Source organism: uncultured Methanobrevibacter sp., assembly GCF_902764455.1.
Lineage (GTDB): Archaea > Methanobacteriota > Methanobacteria > Methanobacteriales > Methanobacteriaceae > Methanocatella.
Map to the genome: position 1 here is coordinate 66,528 of NZ_CACWVY010000015.1, position 23,429 is coordinate 89,956.

Genomic DNA, 23,429 nt, shown 5'->3' on the forward strand with positions numbered 1-23,429 from the left:
TTAATGAGGCGATTAGATGTATGCGATTATTATGGGAGGCGGCCGTGTAGGACTTGCACTTGCCAATATATTAATTGACAGCGGAGCAGACATTACTTTAGTTGAAAGTGATGAAGCATTATGTAATGATGTTGCATCAGACTTGGATGCTCTCGTTATTCATGGAAACGGAACAAATTCAAAATTATTGGAAGAACTTGACATTGAAGATGCCGATTATTTCATAGCAACAACTGGGAACGATGAAGCTAATTTGCTTTCATGCATATTGGTTAGAAAATTTGATGTGCCTCACATTATTGCCCGTGTAAGTAACCCTGATCACGAGGAGGCATTTAAGGAAGTAGGAATCGACAAGGTAATCAGCCCAGAGATAAGTGCTGCAAGAGAATTGGCTCAGTATGTAATGAATCCTAATGTATCCACATTGACAACATTGGGTGAAGGTGACGCTGAAATTAAAGAGATGACAATAACAAACGATAAGATTATCGGAAAACGATTTAAAGAAGTGTCTCCAACAAAAGATTACATTATAATTGCTACTTATCAGAATGGAAAATTTGTTATCCCTCAGCCTGACAACATTATTTCACGGGGAGAAAAAATTTCCATCGTAGTCAGAAGAGGAACCTTTAAGAAAGTTTCCAAAAAATTAGAATAAAAAAAATTATAAAAAGGAATAAGACAATTTCAAATGGTCTTTTCCATTATTTTCTACTATTGGACCATGGCCAGGGTAGATATTTTTAACATCCAATTTCAATAATTTTTCCACACTATTTTTCATATCAGTGTAATCGCCGCCAATATCCATTCTGCCAACACCCCCACCGGCGAAAATGGTATCTCCGCTAATTAAGTTTTCACCATCCCACAGACAGATTCCTCCACTGGTATGGCCAGGAGTATGGATAACTTTAAAACCCGATACTTCATCACCTTCCTCAAGTTCAATATCGACTCTGGAATTTCCTTCATCCCCAAAGGCAGACATGGAAGTTCCCAAAGTATCCTTGTTTCTCATTGAAACGGCATCCAATCTGTGAACTGCAATTTTGGCATTCGGGAAAAAATGATTTCCTCCGATATGGTCAAAATGACAATGAGTATTAACAATAATTTCGATATCTTCAGGCTCAACACCATTTTCACGAAGTTTTGAAAACAAGTAATCCTTATTAAGGCCTGCACCGGTATCAACCAAAGTATTTTTATCAATCAAGTAACAATTTGAATCATAATTATATCCTATAATAAAAACAATATCTGACATGAAAGATAATATAATTTAAAATGTTATAAAAGTTTTGAAAAAAAGTTTAATATAAAAATGGGGTCACAGGGATTTGAACCCCGATCCTGGGATTTCTCTTGCCTCAGTACTCCAATTGTTCATCACAACGGATACTGTTCAGTTACGCGTATATTTCTTCAAAGACAACTGGAGTCCCAGATGATGCCAGGTTACACCATAACCCCACATATAACATATTTAATGATATATAAAGATTACCATTTATTCGAATTTCATCTGTTTATCAATACCTGCTATTTCATCAATTTCCAAACCTTTTTCCAAGGCATAATCCTTTTCAACTTTATAATTTCCATTTTTAGTACGTGGAGTCCTGCTAGGCTCCAAAAAAAGCCATTTGGTATATTTAAAACGAACTCCAATATAAGGCTTTGCCCCAAATATTTTTGAAAAATCACATAATGCTGAAATTTGAGCCTCTTCAATATAGACCTTATCTTTTGTAGTTGTTTTTACTTCAATAGCCAGATAAATCTTACCATTTCCAGCTACAACATCAGGAAGCGGATTTTTGGTAGCTCCCCCAGATGCAGGAGCTCTCATAGCTGCAAAATTCCTATCCCATAATTTATGTACTAAATCCCTTTCTTCAGCCGAACCTTTTTTAGCCATGTTAACACTCAAAATTTTATATAATACAATACTATTTTAAAAAACAATATATAAAAAAGATGCGAGAGCATTTGATAAGTAATATTAAAAAAAGATATATAATGGGGCCGGGGCCGAGATTCGAACCCGAGTCCCGGGATCCACAGTCCCGGAGGATGACCACCTACCCTACCCCGGCATAGATAAAACATATACAAAAAATTGTTAAAATGCGGGAGCAGGGATTTGAACCCTGGTAGACCTGCGTCAACAGGTCCTAAGCCTGTCCCCTTTGGCCTCTCGGGCACCCCCGCTTAATAATAAAAAAAACAAAGGATACATAGAAACCATAAAAAATCTTAACAAATTTTTAAATGCTCCGGCCGGGATTTGAACCCGAGTCTTCGGCTCGAAAGGCCGAAATGATTGGCCGGACTACACCACCGGAGCATACGAACACAAATAAATTTTAATTAACATGGGCCCAATGGGCTTCGAACCCATGACCTTCCGGTTATGAGCCGGACGCTCTACCTGGCTAAGCTATGGGCCCAGAAAAGCGCCATCGACAGGGCTCGAACCTGTGACCAATCGGTTAACAGCCGAACGCTCTACCTACTGAGCTACGATGGCATATGACACCCATCTAACTTAACCAAATAAAACCCATGTTTAAAAATCAAAAGACTTTAAACAGTAATTATGATTATGATTTTAATAGTATATAAAGGTTTTGGTATTTCATGATTTTAACTAAAAATCAAACAAACCTATAAATTAAATTATATAAACTAATATATAAATTTTTAGGCATTGTAAAAATCATTATTTTAATTGAATTTGATTTAATCAATAACCAAATTCCATTAAATTTAAAACTAAAAATTGAAACCAATGTAATTTTAAAAAAAATATAACTATTACCCCAATAACCCATTAAAAACATATTTATAATAGATTTAATATAATATTTAAAAAAAAGAAATATGAAAACACCATTTAAATAATATTTTATATATTACCTATCTCCCACCAAAAATCATCAGCATTGGAGATAATTAAATGAAATTAAACCTCGACAAACTTCGAAAAGAAGCAATTGAATTTTGTAAACATGAAAGTGAAATTAAACATGACAAGTTAATTGGAATTAATGATGGTAAAAGTGTTGGAACTTATATTGAACATAAATTTGATGAATATCTCAAAAATAAATATGAAGTTACAATCGGATCAAGCGGAAAAGGAATTGATTTACCCGATGCCAATATTAATACAGACATCAAAGTAACTTCTATAAAAAAACCCCAAAATTCATCACCCTTTAAAAATATCGAACAAAAAATTTATGGTTTAGGACATAATCTACTTATATTTGTTTATGAAAAAATTGACGCAAATAATACATGTTATATTGATTTTAAACATTGTATATTTATTGAATCTGAAAAAAGTGGAGATTATAACTTAACTAAAAAAATACGAGAATTAATTAATAATAATGCAAAAGAAAAAGAAATTTTAGAATTTTTAAAGAATTCAAATATTCCGTATGATAATGAATCATTGAAAAATCTTGCAAGAAAGATCTTAACAAATCCTCCTAAACAAGGCTATTTAACAATTTCTAATGCATTTCAATGGAGATTGAAATATAATAATGTTCTAAATTTAGAACAAGACCCAGAGGGTATTTACACTTATGATGAATATGGTGGAAATGAATTAGAAGATTTTCAAACTCCTTTATTTTTAACAGAACAAATTTGTGAATATCTAAAAAATGATTTAAAAATATCTCCCAACATCATTATTGAACCCTCATGTGGAATTGGTAATTTTTTAAAAACCGCATCAAAAATATTCCCACACACAAAATTATATGGAATTGAAAATGACAAAAATAAGTTAGATAAAATTGATAAAAAAATCTCAAATCTTAAATTGATTAATGAAGACATATTTACATTTAAATGCAATAATATCAATGAAAATAAATCTTACTTAATTATCGGAAATCTCACACACTATTCAAAAAATAATTTATTGAATATTACTTCATTGAACATCCCCAAATATGCCTCTGATTTAAGAAAAAATAATTCAAAAAGATTTAATGCAAATAAGTTTTATAGTCAAGAACAGATTTTCTTAAAAATAATAGATGACTTTAAAAATACACCCTCAACAATTGCATTTTTATGCCATATAACCACCTCAAGAAATATTTTTATACATTTAATTAGAAACAAAATTCCTTTCAGTTTTACCAAACAATTGAATATTGATTCAGATATTTTTAAAAGAAATTCTGATATCTGTTTATTTGTCATCCAATTTGAAAAACCAATAACAAACAATAAAACATGTGAAGTTTCTGAAATTTCTAATCCTTCTAAAAAATCATATAGATTTGGTTTTATATCTGATAAATTTTATTCAAATATAGACAAAGTTCCAAAAATTGATGGAAAATGCCCCATAGAATGGAAACAAGGAATAAAACATGATTGTGCTAAAATTATGGAGTTAAAATGTGAAAATAATCAATTAACAAATAAAAATAATGAAAAAATTAATATAGAAAATACACTTATTTATCCATTACTAAAGAGTGGAGACCTTAAAAAACCTATAATAAATAAGACCTCAAAATACATTATTATCACCCAACAACGAATAAAACAAGACACAGAATATATTAAAATTAAAGCACCTAAGACATGGCAATACTTAAACGACAATACAAGATATTTCGATAAAAGAAAAAGTGCAATTTATAAAAATAGCCCTAAATTTAGCATATTTGGTGTAGACGATTATTCTTTTAAAAGATATAAAGTCGCAACCCCTGGTTTTACTAAAAACCCCATATTTACGCTTATTTACAGTGAAAAAGCAATGATGTTAGATGATGCTTCTTATTTTTTACCTTTTGACAATTATGATGAAGCATACATCACCATGTTAATTTTAAATAGCCAAATAGTGAAAGAATTCCTAAAAAATATTGCATTCCTTGATTCAAAAAGACCATATTCTAAAAAAATATTAAAACGCATTGACATTAGCAAATGCCTAAAAATATTAATATTTGATGATTTGAAAAAAATTGAAGAAGAATTGGAGTTGAATAACTATTTAACAAATGAAAAATTCACTAAATATAAAAATAAATATGAAAATATGAATAACTCCACCAATCATTAAAATAGAGTCATTAAAAATAAAATCAGTATATAAACTTTAAAAGACATATATACAAATATGGATTCCAACATATTTGACTTGATAAAAAATGCCAATGAAACTACTTTAAAAAATCATGGAAATCTAATAACACTTGAAAGAGCAGTGTTTTTATCCTGGTGGTGTGATAAAGGAGATTGTGCTTTTTGCTACATGTCAACACAAAAGGATAAAATAAAAGATCCAAAAAAAGCCAGAAGAAACGTCAACAATATCTATGCAGAAGCTGAAATGTGCAGCCGTCTTGATTGGAACATTGAATTTTTATCCGGAGGATACGAATCATTCACTACAAGTGAAATTAAAGAGATTGCCACTACAATAAAAAATATTACTGGCGACGGAGTCTGGTTAAATACCGGAATTACTGATGAACTTGATGAATACGGATCCGAAATAAAAGGAATTACCGGTGCAGTTGAAGTAGCCAATCCGACAATACACGAAAAAGTCTGCCCTTCAAAAAAACTGGAAGACATAAGCAATATGCTGGATGTTGCCGGAGATTTAGGTTTTAAAAAAGCAATAACAATAATATTGGGGCTTGGAGAAACATTGGATGATGTCCAATACATCATTGACTATATTAAAGACCACAACATAGACCGAGTGATATTTTACTCATTGAATCCTCACAAAGAAACAGTCTATGCCAATTCCTCACAGCCTGCATCACTTTATTATGCTCAGGTCGTAGCTCAAATCAGACTGGCATTTCCTGATATTGAAATAATCTGCGGAACATGGATTGATAACCTGGCAAACATTGGAATTTTAATTTTAAGCGGCGCTAACGGAATCACAAAATTTCCTCTTTTTAAAATGTTTGCAACAAAATATGGAAAAAGAGTTGAAGAAGAGGTCAAATGGGCCGGAAGAGAACTTAAGGGAACATTTACAAATAAAGATATGTTAGGCCCTCAAAAAAGTGAAGTTTCACCGGAACTGGATAAATTCATCAAAAGATATGTGAAAGAATCCTTAAAAAATAAATATTAAGTTTATAAAATAATTTATCTAATCAAATTAACATCTGTGAAAAAATGTTATTCTACATACTAAAAGAAAAAGGAAATCTGAAAAAAGCATATAAAATGTATAAAGCTTCAAGAAAAATAAAACAGCAGGATCTGTTCAATCCGGATTTTTATTTGAAAAAATATCCCAATGTCAAAGAAGGCAGAATCAGTCCTCTGCATCATTATCTCTACCACGGATACAAGGAAGGAAAACAGCCTGGAAAACTATTTGACAACAACTACTATTTAAAACAGAACCCTGATGTTGAACAGTCCGGAGAAAACCCTCTCGTCCACTACGTTTTATATGGAAAAAAGGAAGGCAGACACCCTCTTAAAACTGCAAATGACAAAGATGTTAAAAAATTAGAGAAAAAAATAGAAAAATATCATAAAGAACTTAAAAACTCTAAAAAAGAGCTTAATAGAGCTAAAAGACAAATTGAGCACCTGCAGAAAAAATCATCCAACAATTTTTCAATTTTGGAAGCATACAATAAACTGTTTAACGATTTATATATTTTTCATGAAACAACTCCAAAAGGCACTTTAAAGGACATTCAGGAATTATGTATTGAACTTCTCCTGTTTTTTGATATGATATGCGAAAAGTATGATATCAAATACTGGCTGGACTACGGTACACTTCTTGGACCTGTCCGCCATGGAGGTTTCCTTCCATGGGATGACGATATAGATTTGGGAATGCTTAAAAATGATTTCGAGAGATTTGTAGAAGTCATGACAAAAGAAATCAAAGCAAACAACCTGGAAGACCGCATAATAATACGTGAAAAAAAGAAATATGACGAGACCGTAACCGGATTTATTCAGGTCATTTATAAGGGATCTCTCAAAAATGACCATATGCTTGCATGTCTTGACATTCTGCCATACGAACATTTGGAAAACAGGGAAAACCTGCCTAAAGAGGAACTGAAAAATAAAATATCCGATCTGATTGAAGTGACAAAAGAAGAATTTTTAGAAAAGGAACTATTCAAAAAATCCCCAATTGAAGCAAATGAAAAACTTAATGAAATTGTTGGAATAGTTCCCCATGAATCCGATTACATCATACCTTCTGCAGTTAATCTAAGGCCAAACCGAATCAGAATTTACAAGCATGAAGAAATGTTTCCTCTTCAAAGAATCCAATTTGAAAATCACAAGTTTTTAGCTGCAAACAAAGAAAAAGAATACCTTAAGATGACATACGGAGAGGAGTTCATGAAAATGCCTAAAAAAATTAAGATACACGGCAGAATGCCTGCTCTTATTAACACCTATGAAGGCGATTTGCATAAGCTATTCGTAGAAGAACTTGAAATAATGAGCAAAACAAATGAAAATTTCGAATAGTTAAGAGCCAACCTTCACCATAATGAAATTAAATTTTTTAAAAATATTTATATCATAACTAAAAAAAGTAAATTTTTGATAATATTTATAAGGTTATATAAACTAATATTATAATAATATAAAAAATTAGCTTATACTGGAGGAATTACTATTAGTGACGATGTCGATATGATGTGTGGACTTGAAATCCACGTACAACTAGAAACTGAATCAAAATTATTTTGTGACTGTCCAACAAATTATCAGGAGGCACCTATTAATACAAACATCTGTCCTGTTTGTTTAAACCAGCCTGGTGCAAAACCTCACCCAACTAACGAAAAAGCATTGGAAAATGCATTGATGATAGCTTTAATGTTAAACTGTGAAATAGACCAGAATGTTACTTATTTTATGAGAAAACACTATGACTATCCTGATTTGCCGTCAGGTTATCAGAGAACCTCAGTACCTATTGGAATTAACGGGGAACTGAACGGAATTAGAATCAGGGAAATTCACGTTGAAGAAGACCCTGGTCAATTCAAACCTGACAGAGGTACTGTTAATTTCAATCGTTCAGGAATTCCATTGGTCGAAATTGTTACCGAACCGGATATAAAATCCCCTGAAGAAGCAAGAAGCTTTTTAAATGAATTGATTCGTGTCCTGCAATACAGTGGCGGAGCCCGTGGAGAAGGTACCATGAGAGCTGACGTAAACATTTCCATCAATGGCGGAAACAGGGTAGAAATGAAAAACGTTAACTCCATCAAAGGTGCATACAGAGCATTGATTTTTGAACGTAACAGACAAAAAAGAAACCTTGAAAGAGGAGTTGAAACCAAGCAGGAAACACGTGCATATGTGGAAAGTCAAATGATTACAACTGCAATGAGATTGAAAGAAGATGCAGACGATTACAGATTTATTACCGATCCTGATTTACCTCCAATGCAAATTTCCGACGAAACAATTCAAAAAGTTTTAGACACAATGCCTGAAGCTCCTCACAACAAAGTGAAAAGATTTGTTAACGATTACAACATTGATGAAGAAACCGCAAAAGTTTTAACATCAGAACTTGACTTGGCTATAGCTTATGAAGAAGTTGTAAAAGAAATTGACCCAGTATTTGCAGCTAAATGGATGAGAGATGAACTTAAAAGAGTTTTAACTTACAACAAACTGGACTTTGCAAGCAGTGAAATTACAGCTGAAAACCTTGTTGAATTCCTAAAAATGGTTCAGTCAAAAGAAATCACTGTTAAAGCTGGTCAAAGAATCATCGAACAAATGCCAAATAATGAAAAAACTCCTAGAGAAATTGCAGAGGAATTAGGATTGCTTGGTGTTGTAAAAGATGATGAAATCCTAGCTGCCGTAAAACAGGCTATCGATGAAAATCCAAAAGCTGTGAACGACTACTTATCCGGTCAAAAAGCTTCAATTAATTTTTTAGTAGGTCAAGTAATGAGATTAACCCGTGGAAAAGCGGATCCTGGTGAAACTGTAAAACTCCTAAAAGAAAATATCGAATAGGTGGTTGAATGGGAAAGAAAAATTTTGTAAAAGATTATATGACACAAAATGTAATTAGCGTTTCTCCAGACACCTCAGTTGACCACATTATCGATTTAATGAAAGAAAGTCACCACAACAGTTATCCAGTAGTAAAAAATGACAAATTAGTCGGAATGGTTACAGCATTCGATATCGTTGCCAAAAAAGCCGGAAATACAGTTGACAGCATCATGACTACAAAACTTGTTGTAGCAAATCAGAACCTATCAATCAATGATGCCTCCAGAGTAATGTTTAGAAGAGGAATCTCCAGAATGCCTGTAGTTGATGAAGAAGGAAAGCTCGTTGGAATTATTACAAATACAGATATGGTAAGATCCCACATCGAAAGATCAACTCCAAATAAGGTGGAGTACTTCAAAAAAACATTGGAACAGTTATACGGAATCCATACCCATCTAAAACATATGGGTGTTGAAACCAAAAAGTTAAGGCCAACACAGGACAGAGTGTATGCCGATGAACTTGAAGGACGAGCATATGAATTAGAAAAAGGACTGGCCGAACCTGCAATTGTTGTTAAGACTGGAGACAGATGGATTTTGGTCGACGGACATCACAGAGCAGTTGCATCACTGCAGAAAGGATATGAAACTGTAGACTCATATGTTATTGATTTAGGCCAAGACATCAAATTAGGAATGGAAAAAACTGCTGATAAAGCTGGAATTAAAACATTCGATGACATCGAAATCATTGACGATGACAAACATCCTTTAATCGCTCTTACAGAAAGCATGCAAGACCAAGAATCCAAAGGTGATGATTAAATGGCTGATGATACAATCATCAGAGAAGTTTATGAAGTCTTAGAATCAAGACGGGACAATCCCATAGATTCATACACTTCCAAAATCATGCAGGACAGCGATAAAAAAGCTGAAGACAAAATACTTGAAAAAATTGCAGAAGAAGCTGGAGAAGTATTGCTTGCTGCAAAAAATGACGAAAATCTTGTATATGAATCAGTAGATTTAATATTTCATACATTATTGATTTTAGTTTACAAAGGCGTAGACATAGATGAAGTATTTGAAGAATTTGCCAATAGAAGAAAATAGGTTAGAAAATGACTGAGATTTTTCCTGAAAAAAGATTTTTATTAAAACAACTAATCAAAAGAGATTTGACCTCAAAATACAAGGACTCCGTATTGGGTATTGCATGGAGTTTTCTCAATCCTCTTATGATTATGATTGTATTTACAGCAATATTTTCAATGATGTTCGGACGTCAGATTGAAAATTATCCTGTATATTTCTTATCCGGAAGAGTAATCTACGATTTATTCAAATCAGGAACAATAGGTGCAATGAAATCAGTTAAGGCAAATTCATCTATCCTTAAAAAGGTCTATGTTCCAAGATATATGTTTGCAGTAAGTAAAGTATGCTATGAATTTATAAACTTTTTAATATCATTAATCATTTTAGCAGGAGTTATGATTGTTACAGGAGCGCAATTCCACGCTACAAGCTTTCTGGCAGTCATTCCAATATTCTTCTTAATATTATTGATATTTGGAGTAGGTTTAATATTATCAGTTGCAAACACTTATTTCACAGATGTAGGATATCTTTATGACGTATTCGCATTAATTCTGATGTATGCATCCGCACTCTTTTATCCAATTGAAATCGTACCTGCAACTATCCAGAAGATATTTACATTAAATCCTATTTACTGTGCAATATCCTGTTTCAGGGAATGTGTTGTATTTGGAGTGTTTCCGAATTTAAGTGCACTGTCTTATCTGGCGGTATTTTCATTGACATTCTTTTTTGCAGGAATAATTCTTTTCAGCATATATGAAAATAAATTGACATTGGAGCTGTAGGACGGTGTTATTATGAGTTTAAAGGAAAGATTAAAAAGATTGTTAAATAAACAAATTGATAACCTTTACCCAAAAGAAGTCACTATTCTTCCAAATACCAGCAAATATAAGAATATGACTCTTTTTGCTCCAGACAGAGGTATGAATGCAGATACATTTTATCTCAGCGCACTTGATGAAAATAATAATCCTATTGTTGATGAAACCATAAAAATCAAAATTGACGATGAAATAATTGAAAAGCAAACAAATGAATATGGAAATGTAATTTTTCCATTGGATTTGGATTTAGGATTATATGTTGCAGAAGTTTTCTTCCCAAACGGAGAATATTCACAAAGCATTGAAACAAATATAACCAGGTTCACACCTGAAAAAACAAAAAGGCTGACAAATAATAAAAAGAAAAATGATGAAGACCCTAAAAAGAAAGTTTATCTCTATACTCCAAATATGACAATGTATAAAAACAGTGAAACACAGTACTATGCCAAATTAAGGAATTATGAGTTCGAACCTGTTGAAGGGGAAAAGATTAAGTTCACAATTGACGGGAAAACCTATACCTCCAAAACCGATGAACAGGGATTTGCAAAGGTAGATATAGCTTTAGATGTTGGAACATACCCTGTTAAAATTGACTATGAAGGCGGTTTCAAATATAATTCCGCTCACAACAAATCCAAATTGGAAATACTGCTTAGAGATATAGACAGAAAGGTAATGATTGATGTTAATCATTTGACTATGGAATTTAAAGTCACCAACGATAAAATAGATACCTTAAAGGAGTTCATAATAAGAACCATTAAAAGAAACAAAGAGGAAAAGGAAAAGATTAAAATATTGGATGACATTACATTTCAGGTCTACGAAGGAGAGAAACTGGGAATTTTAGGATTCAACGGAGCAGGAAAAAGTACTCTTTTAAAAGTAATAACTGGAATATATGAACCCACACAGGGATATATTAAAAAATATGGAAAAATTGCACCATTGCTAGAACTTGGTGCAGGTTTTGACAAAAATTATACCGGAAAGAACAATATTTATCTGAATGGAGCATTTCTTGGACTTAAAGAAAGTTTCATAAAAGAGAAATATGATGAAATAGTTGAATATTCGGAACTGGGTGAATTTATAAATTACCCCATAAAGAATTATTCATCTGGTATGAGAGCGAAATTAGGTTTTTCAATAGCGACACTAGCTGAACCGGACATATTAATTATCGATGAAATTCTATCCGTGGGAGACGTTAAATTCAAGCAAAAAAGTTCTGAAAAAATTAATTCAATGATGGAGGACGGAGTAACTGTAATACTTGTTTCACATTCAATTTCACAAATCAAAAAAATCTGTAACAGATGCATTTGGCTGGAAGATGGGAAAATTGCAATGCAGGGCGATGTTGATGCTGTTTGCGATGCATACCTGTCCAGTGCAGCAGGAACTTCTAAAAAAAATAAAAAATAGGTTTTAACATGGATAAAAGATGGATATACTTTATAATAATACTGGTTATTGGATTTTCAGGACTATACTACATTGTTGGTACATCAACCACTGTAGGAAGTGCAATTGTTGGTATAAATTCTTTTACCCTTACAGTACCGGATTCATTCAATATTGAAAACAACGACCATGGCTTTGCTTCATTAATAAACAGGCAAACAAAAGAATACCTCGTGATAAAAGACCTTGGAAAAAATAAGCCTGTTGATGAAAACTTTGATAAGGAAGCATCGTCAATAGAATCGAATGAAAATTATATGATAATCAATAATACAACAGAAAACTACCATGATATGGACTCTAAAGTGATGTACTACAAAACAGCGGATAACAACACCCTATATAAATTTTCAGTATTTACAAAGTTCAATCATACATTTTCAATAAGATCTGCGAATTTCCTGAGGGTGGATACTTTAAATGACAAGACACATTTCGTTATGGATACCCTAAACCAGGACTATAAGAAAAGCCAAAACTAACAGATGATTATAATGGATGATTTTAAATTTTCAGTTATAATATTAGGTTATAATGTAGAATCATGGATTGAAAAATCAGTTAAATCCGTTATCGATCAAAGTTTAGATTTTGAAAAAAACATTGAACTCATACTGTTCAACAACGGCAGTACCGACAATACCTCAGAGATTTGTAAAAAATATGCTGACCTTTATCCGGACAATGTGAAATATATCTCAAAAAATGAACATGGTCGCAACAAACTAAATGAAAATTTAAGAAATTTAAAAGGAAAATATGTCTTCATACTGCATCCTGAAGGACACTTGTCAAGAAATTGTCTGAACAATGTTTTAGAGCTTTTTGAAAAACATGCAGAAATTGATACCATAACCATCAAACCAGACAGTTTCATCTCCTCTGCTAATCCTTCCTTTTTTGAATCAAAATACAGCACAACACAAGTTGTTGACTTAATTAAAAAACCTGAATTTTTCCAGGGCCAGTCAAGAGGCTGCTTTTATAAAAAATCATCATTTGACGAGGTGAAATTTCCCGATGAAATAAACCTTCTCGAGGAAATTGCATTTGTAAATCAGATTCTGATAAATAATCCCAAACTTGGAATCTGCAGTGACTGCAAATATTTTTTCCAAACCTCTCAGGAAAAAAAGGCATTGCTGAGCATGATTCCGAATTTGAAAAAATTAGTCAGTGACGAGAGTTATCCTCTTAAACTTTTAATCGAAAAATGTTTAGAAAAATATTATTATGTTCCAAAATTCATCCAAAACACTATACTTTATTATTTAAATGAGCTTATCCTGAATGAGAGCATCTATGAAAAACTGAATAAAAATGAGATAAAAAAAATCAATGAAAGAACAAAAAATCTTTTGCAGTATATTGATGATGAAAATATCCACAATCACCCTCAGATTGACATAAAAATAAAAGCATTTCTGTTATTTTTAAAAAATGATTATTCCTACTCTCAAAAGGATCAAGTTAAATTAAATGAATCATTAAAATTAGACACAGTTTTCATTGACATCTATGAAATTATTGAAGACAAATTGTATATCCTTGCTAACATCAACTCATTAAGCAAAGATGAAAAAGTAAATGTATATGTAAACGGCAAAAAAGTTGAAACAAGGACACTGGAGTTTCCGCAAAGGGAAAGATATTATCTAAACGAAAAGTACCTCACAAACCATACCTTTGAATTTTACCTGAATCTTGATAAAAACAAAAAATATGAAATAGACTTTAAAAGAGATTCAGCTGAAAAATACCATATCGACTTTTCAAGACCGTGCAATTTCTCAAAGGTTGTGGGATATGCAAAAACCAGAAAATATTTGAGTATTCTTGACGGTGATAAAATCGTCATTTCCAAGAAAAAAACAATATCCTGGCTGAAAAATGAAATCAAAACATTGGCAAGGATGATTAAAAACAGATCTTCAGGATTTGAAAGTGCAGTACCAATAAGAATAATCTATATGCTTTTATATCCATTTTTCAAAAATAAAAGAATCTGGTTTTACATGGATTTTCCAACAATAGCTGACGATAACGGAATGCATCTTTTCAGATATTCAATAAACCAGGACGAAAAGGACATTGAAAAGTATTTCATTATTGATAAAAACACCCCAGATTATGAAAAAATGAAAAAAATTGGTCCGGTTATTGGCTATCATTCCCTTAAACACAGGATATTGGGATTATTTACAGAAAAGATTATAACATCCCACCCCGACAACAACTATATCTACGCTTTTTGGGGACATTACCCTAACTTTGCAGGCCTTTTAAAATCATCCACTATATTTCTGCAGCACGGAATAACCCTTAACAACATTTCAGGCTGGCTCAATAAATTCGACAAGAACCTGGATTTTCTTCTGACTGCATCCAAAAAGGAATATGATTCACTGTTTAAATACTACTATAATTATGATAAGCAAATCATTCAACTTTTAGGATTTCCAAGATTCGACAACTTGACTGACGAGAAGACAAAAACAATTCTTTTAATGCCTTCCTGGAGAAGGTACCTTAACCACGAGACCAAATATACAATCAGCAATTCAAGCTATTTTAAAACATATAATGCACTGATAAATAATGAAAAACTGATAGAAATGGCAGAAAAATACGGATATGAAATAATATTCCGCCCGCATCCTCACGTATACGATTTTATCGAGTTATTCCATGAAAACAAATATGTAAAAATTGACCATGAGCGCGGAAGCTATCAGGATCTCTTCAAAAAAGGATCACTGCTGATAACCGATTATTCTTCAGTTGCATTCGATTTTGCTTATCTTAAAAAACCGGTATTGTATTATCAGTATGGTGAAGATTATCATTTCAATCTGGATGAAAGTTATTTCGACTATGATACAATGGGCTTTGGTGAAGTCTGTGGAAATGAAGAGGAGCTGCTTGAAATCATTTGTGAATATATGGAAAATGACTGCAGAATGAAGGAAAAACACATCAAAAACGTTGAGGACTATTTCATATTCACCGATAAAAACAACTGCAGGAGAGTTCATGAGGCAATTAAAAAAATTCCGCCTAGAGACTGAACTCCCTATTGCATTACCTTTTAAAACCTATTTATGAATTTGAATAAATCAAATCAGTCACTATTTACAATAGTCAGTGCAAAAACGCCTGCTCCAAAACCATTATCGATATTTACAACAGCTATTCCAGGAGCGCATGACTGAAGCATTGCATCAAGGGCAACACGGCCTCCTTCACCAACTCCATAACCCACAGATGTCGGAACAGCAATTACCGGAACGTCAACAAGACCTGCAACAACAGACGGGAGTGCTCCTTCCATTCCGGCACAAACAATAAATGCACGAACTCCTTCCCGAGTCATATATGCAATCTGAGGAAACAGCCTGTGAATTCCTGCAACACCAATATCATATGAGGTGATTGCTTCACATCCGCCTTCCTCGACAATTACGCGGGCCTCTTCGGCTATGTTAATGTCGGATGTTCCTGCAGTGATGATTCCTATTTTTGCAGTTTTTTCTTTATTTTTTATTTCTTTTCTAATTACCAGTATCTGAGCACGTCTGTTATAGTCAAAAATAAATGAATTTTTACCTAAATCATCTAAAATTCTTTCATATCTTTCTTTAGACAATTTGGTTATGATTAAATCATCATCATTATTTTCAAGGAACTTTTTAATTATCACCAGAAGGTCATCATAATCCTTGCTGGGTGAAAACACTGCTTCCGGAAAGCCTGTTCTTTTGCTTCTGTCAATATCAAATTTGGCAATTTCATCAAATTCCAGAATGTTTTCTGATTTTAGAAGCTTTTCTGCTTCTTCAATATTCAGTTCCCCGCCGACCAATCTTTCAAGAATCTCTTTCATATAATTAATATAGGATAAAATTTTATATAAAATTTAACTTAAATAATATATTTATGAAAGCCCGTAAGATTTTGACACAAGGAATAGTTCAGGGAGTGGGATTTAGACCTTATGTATACAGACTTGCATCCGATTTAAATCTCAAAGGACACGTAAGAAACCTTGGAAATGTTGTTGAAATCATAATCGAAGGCGAAAATACCGATTCATTTATTGAAAGGCTGCCTGAAGAATTGCCGCCGATTGCCAAGATAGACTCAATGACTGTTGAAGACATTGATTTTAATGATTATTCTGATTTTGAAATTATTGAAAGCGGAGATTCATACTCAGGCGTCAGTGTTATTCCGCCGGACATTGCAATCTGTGACAGCTGTCTTGAAGAGATAAGAAATCCGAAAGACAGACGGTATAAATATCCATTCAATGCATGTACCGACTGCGGACCACGATTTACTGTCATTGAAAGCGTTCCATATGACAGAATCAGAACATCCATGGACGAATTTCCATTGTGTGACGACTGCCTTTTGGAATACAAAGAACCTTTAAACAGGCGTTACCACGGTGAGGCAATATGCTGCGGTGATTGCGGTCCTCAAATGGCTTTTTATAGTGGAAAAGAAAAAATTGACATCAAAAATCCTATTAAATTGGGGGCTCAAAAGCTTGAAGACGGTAAAATCCTGGCGATTAAGGGAATCGGAGGAACACATCTTGTTGTTGATGCATATAATGATGATGCAATAAAAGAATTGAGAGGACGTCTGAACCGTCCAAACCAGGCATTTGCAGTGATGGCCAAAGATTTAAAGGCCGTTCAAAATTATGCCCAGTTATCCGAAAAGGAAATTGAAACAATTACTTCAAATAAAAGGCCGATTGTTATTCTTAAAAAAAATGATAATTATCCCTTCCCCGACAGCCTCTCACCGGGACTTCACAATATCGGAGTTATGCTTCCCTATTCTCCTATGCATTACCTGCTTTTTGATGAAAGTGACATTGACACCTTTGTCATGACTTCTGCAAATACACCGGGAGAACCTATGATGATTGAAAACAATGAGATTATCAACGGTGTCAACGATTATTCTCTGGTTCACAACCGTAAAATACTGAACAGATGCGATGATTCAGTCATCAGGTTCAGAAACAATGAACTGTCATTTATCAGAAGGTCAAGAGGATATACTCCGGAACCCTATAAAATAAACTATGATGTTAATGACTCCAACGTTCTTGCACTGGGTCCCGAACTTGACGTTACATTTTCAATTGCCAAGGACAATATTGCATATCCTTCACAGCATATCGGAAATACAAACAAGCCAAAAACACTGGAATTTTTAAAACAGGCTATAGAAAACATGCAGAGAATTACAAAAATCACCGAATTCGACATGATTGCATGTGATTTGCACCCTCACTTTTTTACAACAAGACTGGCTTATGATTTAGCCGAGAAATATGATGCTGAGGTAATTCCAGTTCAGCACCATCATGCACACTCTGTTGCACTGGCAAATGACCATTCTATAGATGAAATGATTGTCATTGCTGCCGACGGAGTAGGATACGGAAGTGACGCCACAAGCTGGGGAGGCGAAATTCTTTATACTGATATCAGCAGCTTTGAAAGGTTAGGTCATCTGCAAAGCCAGCTGATGCCCGGAGGAGATATGGCAACCAGATATCCTGCAAGAATGCTTGCAAGCATATTGAATGATGGCGAACTGATTAAAGATTATTCAAAATATTTCAAATACGGAGAGATGGAGATTAAAAATCTCTTCAAGCAGCTTGATGCCGGAATCAATGTGGGAAAAACAACAAGTACAGGAAGGGTTCTTGATTCAATGGCTGTCGCTTTGGAAATTGCCCATGAGAGAACATATGAAGGAGAATGTTCAATGAAACTTGAATCCTGTGCATACTACTCCACCAAAAATCTGGAAATCCCCTACATTATCGAAGACAATGTCCTCAATACAACTGAAATTTTAAAGCAGGTAGTTAAGCTATACAAAAACGGTGAAAAAAAGGCAGATGTTGCAAATGCAGGACAGAATGCAGTTGCAAAAGGTCTTGCAGAACTTGCAGTTAAAGCATGCGATAAAAAAGGCCTTAAAGACATCGGCGCTACAGGCGGCGTATTTTATAATGAAGCAATTACAGATGCAGTTAAAAATTCAGTTAAAAACAGCGGATACAATTTCATCGAGCACATAAACACATGTGCCGGAGACGGTTCTGTATCTTTAGGACAGGCAATAGTTGCCAAAAAACAAAAATGAATGGTTTAAAATTAAAATTTAAACCATTTGATAATGACCACAAAATATTATTTTTATCTGTTTTTTAAAGTTCTCTCGAGAATATACTCTGCTCTTTCTTTAAGGTTGCCGTACAATCTTATCTGATTTTTAAGTTCATCGATTGCTTCAAGCTGACCTGAATCAATTCTTTTTTCGATATCCAAAAGCTTTGACCATTCGTCACCTGAAGGAAGCTGAAGAGTATTTAACATGTCTTCTGAAAGGTTAACATCAAATGTATTCTTATTGATGGTAATGTGAATATTAACCTCATGCTGCAAATCATAATATTTACGAGGACGACCCCTTAATATTTTCTTGTAGGAGGAGTTGAGAATACCGATATCTTCCATAGCACGCAAATGTTCTATGATTGCCTTTTGACCAATATCCAGTTCGTTTGATATTTCACTAACAAACATTGGCTCTTCCCTTAAAAGGTTTATAATATCTCTTCTAGTCTTACAACCCATTACGTCAAGTATATCTTCTTTATCAATATCTCCTAATTGGTCGTTGTAGCTTCCTCTAATTTCTATGTGGCCATTAGAAGAATTGACATTTCTATGATTTTTATCATTTTTTTCAAAGTCATTAATGTCAGTCATATTTATACATTATATCGAAACCTTTATATAACTTTTTGTTACTATAATAATGTAGGAGAAAGATAACTTTTTGTTACTTTAATATTTGGTTCAGAAAAACTTGAAGTAATAACTCCAATATGATGAACCATTTTCCTATATGTCCATAAATTCCTAAAAACCGATGTTAAAGTACTTAAAGGCGATATTCTCTGCCATGAGTTATTACAAAAGTTTTTCAAAAAAACCTAAAAAGGTGCGCATATGACTGACGAAAAAAAGAGTGAAACTGAAGTTGAGACAAAAGATCTTCAAGAACAGTATGACGAACTTCTCGAAGAGGTCACATTAAAAAATGAAGAAATAGAAAAACTCACCGAAGATCTTGAAAAACAAGAAGCTGAAACTCAAGAATACATATCCCTATCTCAAAGACTTCAAGCAGATTTCGAAAACTTCAAAAAAATAACCGACAAACAAAACAAAGACATCATAAAATTTGCTAACGAAAAAATAATAAAAGAGTTTTTGGATTGTTATGAAGACTTCGGCAGAGCTTTAGAAGTTGAAGATGATAAAAACTTAAGAGAAGGTATAGAACTTACCTACAACAAATTCAAAGATATTTTAACAAAAGAGGGCGTTGAAGAAATTCACGCCAAAGGTGAAAAATTTGACTTGAACAAACATGAAGCACTAATGGTTCAGGCATCAGATGACGTTGAAAACGGATACGTCATAGAGGAACTGATGAAAGGCTACATGTACAAGGATAAAGTTTTAAAATACTCAAAAGTTATTGTTTGTAAAAAATAATGTTTATTAAATAATTCATGAAAAAAATAAGGTGATAATTATGTCTGATACTAAAAAAGAAAAAATTATTGGAATCGATTTAGGTACAAGTAACTCAGCAGCATCAGTGCTTGTAGGAGGAAAACCAACAACCATTCCTTCAGCAGAAGGAGCAAGCCAATACGGTAAATCCTTCCCAAGTTACGTTGCATTTACTGATGACGGACAAATGTTAGTTGGAGAACCTGCAAGAAGACAAGCAGTTACAAACCCAGAAAATACTATAAGCGCAATCAAAAGAAGCATGGGTACAGACCACAAAGTAACTGTAAACGGAAAACAATATTCTCCACAGGAAATTTCCGCATTCATCCTTCAAAAAATTAAAAAAGATGCAGAAACATTCTTAGGCGAACCTATCGAAAAAGCTGTAATTACCGTACCTGCTTACTTTGACGACAACCAAAGAACAGCAACAAAAGATGCAGGAACCATTGCAGGCCTTGATGTTGTAAGACTCGTAAACGAACCTACCGCAGCAAGCTTAGCATACGGTCTTGACAAAGCTGAAGAAGATGACATGAACATCATGGTTTACGATTTAGGTGGAGGTACCTTAGACGTAACCATCATGGAATTCGGTGGAGGAGTATTTGAAGTAAGATCCACCAGCGGTGACACACAACTCGGTGGTACCGATATGGATAACGTATTAATCAAATACCTTGCTGATGAATTTAAAGCTCAAGAAGGAATTGACTTGATGGACAATGACCAGGCAGTACAAAGGTTAAGAGAAGCTGCTGAAAAAGCAAAAATCGAATTGTCCACCACTACAACCACCGAAGTCAACTTACCATTCATTGCAATGGGCAGTGACGGAACTCCTTCATCTCACTTACCAGAGCAAAATTAGAAGAACTGGTTGATTCAATTGTAGAAAAATCCGGTAAACCAATGCAACAAGCTTTAGATGATGCAAAAATGAGCAAATCTGAAATCGACAAAATCATCTTAGTCGGTGGACCTACCAGAATGCCAATCGTACAGAAATTTGTTGAAAAATTCATAGGAAAACCAGTTGAACGTGGTATTGACCCAATGGAATGTGTATCCATGGGTGCTGCAATTCAAGGAGGAGTATTAGCAGGTGAAATTAAAGACATTGTTCTTTTAGATGTAACTCCATTATCATTAGGTATTGAAACCTTAGGAGGAGTATCAACCACTTTAATCGAAAGAAACACTACTATTCCTACCAAGAAAAGCCAAGTATTCTCCACAGCTGCAGACAATCAGCCATCTGTAGACATCAACGTATTGCAAGGGGAAAGAAAAATGGCTGCAGACAACACTTCACTCGGACGTTTCCAACTTGTAGGAATCCCACCTGCACCAAGAGGAGTACCTCAAATTGAAGTAACCTTTGATATTGACGCTAACGGTATTATTAACGTTACCGCTAAAGATAAAGGAACCGGAAAAGAGCAAGCAATTACAATCACTTCCTCAACCAAATTGTCTGATGAAGAAATCGAACAAAAAGTCAAAGAAGCAGAAATGAATGCTGAAGCAGATGCAAAAAGACAAGAAGAAATCGAAATCAGAAACAATGCAGACTCATTAATTTACACTTCAGAAAAAACCTTGGACGAACTCAAAGATCAAGTATCTGATGATGAGAAAAGTAAAGTCGAAGGCCTTGTAGCTGAATTAAGAGAACTTATAGCTGGCGATGATATTGATGCCATTAAAGCAAAGTCTGATGAATTATCAAATGTAATTCAGGAAATTGGTGCTAAAATCTACCAACAAGCACAGGCAGAAGCACAAGCTCAACAGCAACAACAAGCTGGAGCCGACCCTAATGCAGGTGCTCAAGACAAAAGTGATGATGACACAATTGATGCAGACTATGAAGTAAAAGACGATTAGATTAAATAATATAGTTTTATTACATTGTTGGGAAATATATTAAATCAGAATCAGAATCAAGAAAAAAACTAACAATAAATAAAACTATTATTTTTTCTAAATTTTTTAAAATTATTTTTAAGGTGAATAAATGGCAGACAAGCGAGATTATTATGAAGTTCTTGGAGTAGATAAAACTGCTGATGAAAAGACAATAAAAAAAGCTTATCGTAAATTAGCCAGAAAATACCATCCTGACGTTTGTGATGAACCCGATGCTGAAGATAAGTTTAAAGAAGTAAGTGAAGCTTACGCAGTCTTGTCTGACGATGAAAAACGTCAAAGATATGACCAATACGGTCATGCAGGAATGGATGGATTTACTGCAGAAGACTTCTATCAAAATGTAAACTTCGATGATATTTTCCAGGGATTCGATATTGGAAACATATTTGAAATGTTCGGTTTTGGTGGAGGAAATCGCAGCCGTGGAAGAACAGGTCCTCAAAGAGGTTCAGACATTTATACTGAAGTTCCAATTAGTTTAGAAGAGGCATTTAAAGGCTGTGACAAAGAAATCAAGATTACAAGAAGTGAATTATGTCCTACATGTAACGGATCCAAATCAAAACCAGGTTCTGATCCGAAAACCTGTCCTACATGTGGAGGTTCCGGACAAATCAAAGAAGTCAGCAACACATTCTTAGGTCAAATGGTTAATGTAAGACCATGCAGAGAATGTGGAGGAACAGGTAAAATAATTACCGACCCTTGTGATGACTGTCACGGAAAAGGAAGCAAAAGAAAAAGCAAAACAATTAAAATTGAAATCCCAGAAGGTGTCGATGAAGGCAATCACCTGAGAGTTTCAGGAGAAGGAAACTGCGGTGAAGCCCCTGGTCTTGAAGGGGACCTGATTGTTACAGTCCACATCAAAGGACACAGAAAATTCAAACGTGAAGGCGACCATTTATACATGGAACAGCAAATCAGTTTCCCACAGGCAGCATTAGGTGACTTAATCAGCATCCCTACCATTGAAGGCAAGGAAGTTGAGTTTAAGGTTACACCAGGAACACAAAGCGGAACAGTATTTAAACTGAGAGGACAAGGAATGAACTCTGTTAGACATTCAGGTAGAGGAAATATGTATGTAACCGTAACAGTAGTAGTTCCTAAAAAATTAAACTCCAAACAAAAGAACCTGCTTAAAGAATTCGCTGATGTCAGTGGAGACGAAATTAAACATGTTGAAAAAGGAATCTTTGACAGGGTCAAAGATGCGATGAAATAAATTAGCAATACCTGCTAATTTATACTTATTTTTTTAAACCAAAAATCACTTCAAAAAACCATACCATTTAATTGAATATATGATTAATTAAAATGATAATTAAAACATGAATTATTAAAATAAATTAATTAATTTATGATTAAATAATATATACCTTATAAAAATAGAATATAAAAAAGTCTAT

18 protein-coding genes, 6 tRNA genes and 1 pseudogene are annotated in these 23,429 nt (G+C 33.7%); 15 read left to right on the forward strand and 10 right to left on the reverse strand.

Annotated features, from left to right (window positions below):
- The first annotated feature begins 16 nt into the window (after window positions 1-16).
- Window positions 17-664, forward strand: a complete 648-nt coding sequence (locus QZU75_RS06255) for a TrkA family potassium uptake protein (RefSeq protein ID WP_296882367.1) — start codon at window positions 17-19, stop codon at window positions 662-664.
- Between the two features lie 6 nt (window positions 665-670).
- On the opposite strand, the gene QZU75_RS06260 is transcribed toward QZU75_RS06255, so the two are convergent.
- From QZU75_RS06260 to QZU75_RS06295, 8 genes are all read right to left on the reverse strand, one after another.
- Complete coding sequence (locus QZU75_RS06260) at window positions 671-1,276, reverse strand: MBL fold metallo-hydrolase (protein WP_296882368.1); 606 nt, start codon at window positions 1,274-1,276, stop codon at window positions 671-673.
- Between the two features lie 58 nt (window positions 1,277-1,334).
- Window positions 1,335-1,482, reverse strand: a tRNA-Trp gene (locus tag QZU75_RS06265).
- 37 nt (window positions 1,483-1,519) lie between these two features.
- A complete protein-coding gene (gene hjc, locus QZU75_RS06270) occupies window positions 1,520-1,930 on the reverse strand; it encodes a Holliday junction resolvase Hjc (protein WP_296882370.1) in 411 nt (136 codons plus the stop codon).
- A 102-nt stretch (window positions 1,931-2,032) separates the two neighbouring features.
- Window positions 2,033-2,108 (reverse strand) — tRNA-His (locus tag QZU75_RS06275).
- Window positions 2,109-2,140: 32 nt separating this feature from the next.
- Window positions 2,141-2,223: transfer RNA gene (locus tag QZU75_RS06280), tRNA-Leu, on the reverse strand.
- A 61-nt stretch (window positions 2,224-2,284) separates the two neighbouring features.
- Window positions 2,285-2,359, reverse strand: a tRNA-Glu gene (locus QZU75_RS06285).
- Between the two features lie 29 nt (window positions 2,360-2,388).
- Window positions 2,389-2,462 (reverse strand) — tRNA-Ile (locus QZU75_RS06290).
- Between the two features lie 7 nt (window positions 2,463-2,469).
- A tRNA-Asn gene (locus QZU75_RS06295) sits at window positions 2,470-2,542 on the reverse strand.
- 933 nt (window positions 2,543-3,475) lie between these two features.
- Between QZU75_RS06295 and QZU75_RS06300 the strand changes: the two genes are divergently transcribed.
- The 10 genes from QZU75_RS06300 to QZU75_RS06345 all read left to right on the forward strand — a co-directional run bounded on the left by QZU75_RS06300 (window position 3,476) and on the right by QZU75_RS06345 (window position 15,522).
- Window positions 3,476-5,119 (forward strand): hypothetical protein, encoded by a 1,644-nt coding sequence (locus tag QZU75_RS06300; RefSeq protein ID WP_296882371.1) that lies wholly within the window; start codon window positions 3,476-3,478, stop codon window positions 5,117-5,119.
- A gap of 57 nt (window positions 5,120-5,176) precedes the next feature.
- Entirely contained in the window at window positions 5,177-6,157 is a 981-nt protein-coding gene (locus tag QZU75_RS06305; RefSeq protein WP_296882372.1) for a radical SAM protein, read from the forward strand.
- A 44-nt stretch (window positions 6,158-6,201) separates the two neighbouring features.
- Window positions 6,202-7,539: a phosphorylcholine transferase LicD gene (locus QZU75_RS06310; RefSeq protein ID WP_296882373.1), complete on the forward strand. Its 1,338-nt coding sequence runs from the start codon at window positions 6,202-6,204 to the stop codon at window positions 7,537-7,539.
- A 168-nt stretch (window positions 7,540-7,707) separates the two neighbouring features.
- Window positions 7,708-9,060, forward strand: a complete 1,353-nt coding sequence (gene gatB, locus QZU75_RS06315; RefSeq protein ID WP_296882374.1) for an Asp-tRNA(Asn)/Glu-tRNA(Gln) amidotransferase subunit GatB — start codon at window positions 7,708-7,710, stop codon at window positions 9,058-9,060.
- 8 nt (window positions 9,061-9,068) lie between these two features.
- The gene (locus tag QZU75_RS06320) at window positions 9,069-9,872 is read left to right on the forward strand and encodes a CBS domain-containing protein (RefSeq protein ID WP_296882375.1); all 804 of its coding nucleotides are present in this window, start codon (window positions 9,069-9,071) and stop codon (window positions 9,870-9,872) included.
- The gene (gene hisE / locus QZU75_RS06325) at window positions 9,873-10,163 is read left to right on the forward strand and encodes a phosphoribosyl-ATP diphosphatase (RefSeq protein ID WP_296882377.1); all 291 of its coding nucleotides are present in this window, start codon (window positions 9,873-9,875) and stop codon (window positions 10,161-10,163) included.
- An 8-nt stretch (window positions 10,164-10,171) separates the two neighbouring features.
- Window positions 10,172-10,939, forward strand: coding sequence for an ABC transporter permease (locus QZU75_RS06330; RefSeq protein ID WP_296882379.1), 768 nt, complete (start codon window positions 10,172-10,174; stop codon window positions 10,937-10,939).
- Window positions 10,940-10,951: 12 nt separating this feature from the next.
- Window positions 10,952-12,415, forward strand: coding sequence for an ABC transporter ATP-binding protein (locus QZU75_RS12805; RefSeq protein ID WP_296882381.1), 1,464 nt, complete (start codon window positions 10,952-10,954; stop codon window positions 12,413-12,415).
- Window positions 12,416-12,423: 8 nt separating this feature from the next.
- On the forward strand, window positions 12,424-12,936 hold the full coding sequence (locus tag QZU75_RS06340; protein ID WP_296882383.1) for a hypothetical protein: 513 nt from the start codon (window positions 12,424-12,426) through the stop codon (window positions 12,934-12,936).
- Window positions 12,937-12,948: 12 nt separating this feature from the next.
- On the forward strand, window positions 12,949-15,522 hold the full coding sequence (locus QZU75_RS06345; protein WP_296882385.1) for a CDP-glycerol glycerophosphotransferase family protein: 2,574 nt from the start codon (window positions 12,949-12,951) through the stop codon (window positions 15,520-15,522).
- Between the two features lie 53 nt (window positions 15,523-15,575).
- Here QZU75_RS06345 and larB read toward each other — a convergent pair whose 3' ends face one another.
- Complete coding sequence (larB, locus tag QZU75_RS06350; RefSeq protein ID WP_296882386.1) at window positions 15,576-16,337, reverse strand: nickel pincer cofactor biosynthesis protein LarB; 762 nt, start codon at window positions 16,335-16,337, stop codon at window positions 15,576-15,578.
- Between the two features lie 53 nt (window positions 16,338-16,390).
- On the opposite strand from larB, the gene hypF reads away from it, so the two are divergent.
- Window positions 16,391-18,634 carry a carbamoyltransferase HypF gene (gene hypF, locus QZU75_RS06355; RefSeq protein WP_296882387.1) on the forward strand — a complete coding sequence of 748 codons (2,244 nt, stop codon included), beginning with the start codon at window positions 16,391-16,393 and terminating at the stop codon, window positions 18,632-18,634.
- Between the two features lie 53 nt (window positions 18,635-18,687).
- On the opposite strand, the gene QZU75_RS06360 is transcribed toward hypF, so the two are convergent.
- Window positions 18,688-19,263, reverse strand: coding sequence for an ArsR family transcriptional regulator (locus QZU75_RS06360; RefSeq protein WP_296882389.1), 576 nt, complete (start codon window positions 19,261-19,263; stop codon window positions 18,688-18,690).
- A 243-nt stretch (window positions 19,264-19,506) separates the two neighbouring features.
- On the opposite strand from QZU75_RS06360, the gene grpE reads away from it, so the two are divergent.
- The 3 genes and pseudogenes from grpE to dnaJ all read left to right on the forward strand — a co-directional run bounded on the left by grpE (window position 19,507) and on the right by dnaJ (window position 23,245).
- On the forward strand, window positions 19,507-20,058 hold the full coding sequence (grpE, locus tag QZU75_RS06365) for a nucleotide exchange factor GrpE (protein WP_296882390.1): 552 nt from the start codon (window positions 19,507-19,509) through the stop codon (window positions 20,056-20,058).
- Between the two features lie 40 nt (window positions 20,059-20,098).
- Window positions 20,099-21,972 (forward strand): annotated as a pseudogene (gene dnaK, locus QZU75_RS06370) (molecular chaperone DnaK).
- Window positions 21,973-22,102: 130 nt separating this feature from the next.
- Window positions 22,103-23,245 (forward strand): molecular chaperone DnaJ, encoded by a 1,143-nt coding sequence (gene dnaJ, locus QZU75_RS06375; RefSeq protein WP_296882391.1) that lies wholly within the window; start codon window positions 22,103-22,105, stop codon window positions 23,243-23,245.
- The last annotated feature ends 184 nt before the right edge of the window (window positions 23,246-23,429 follow it).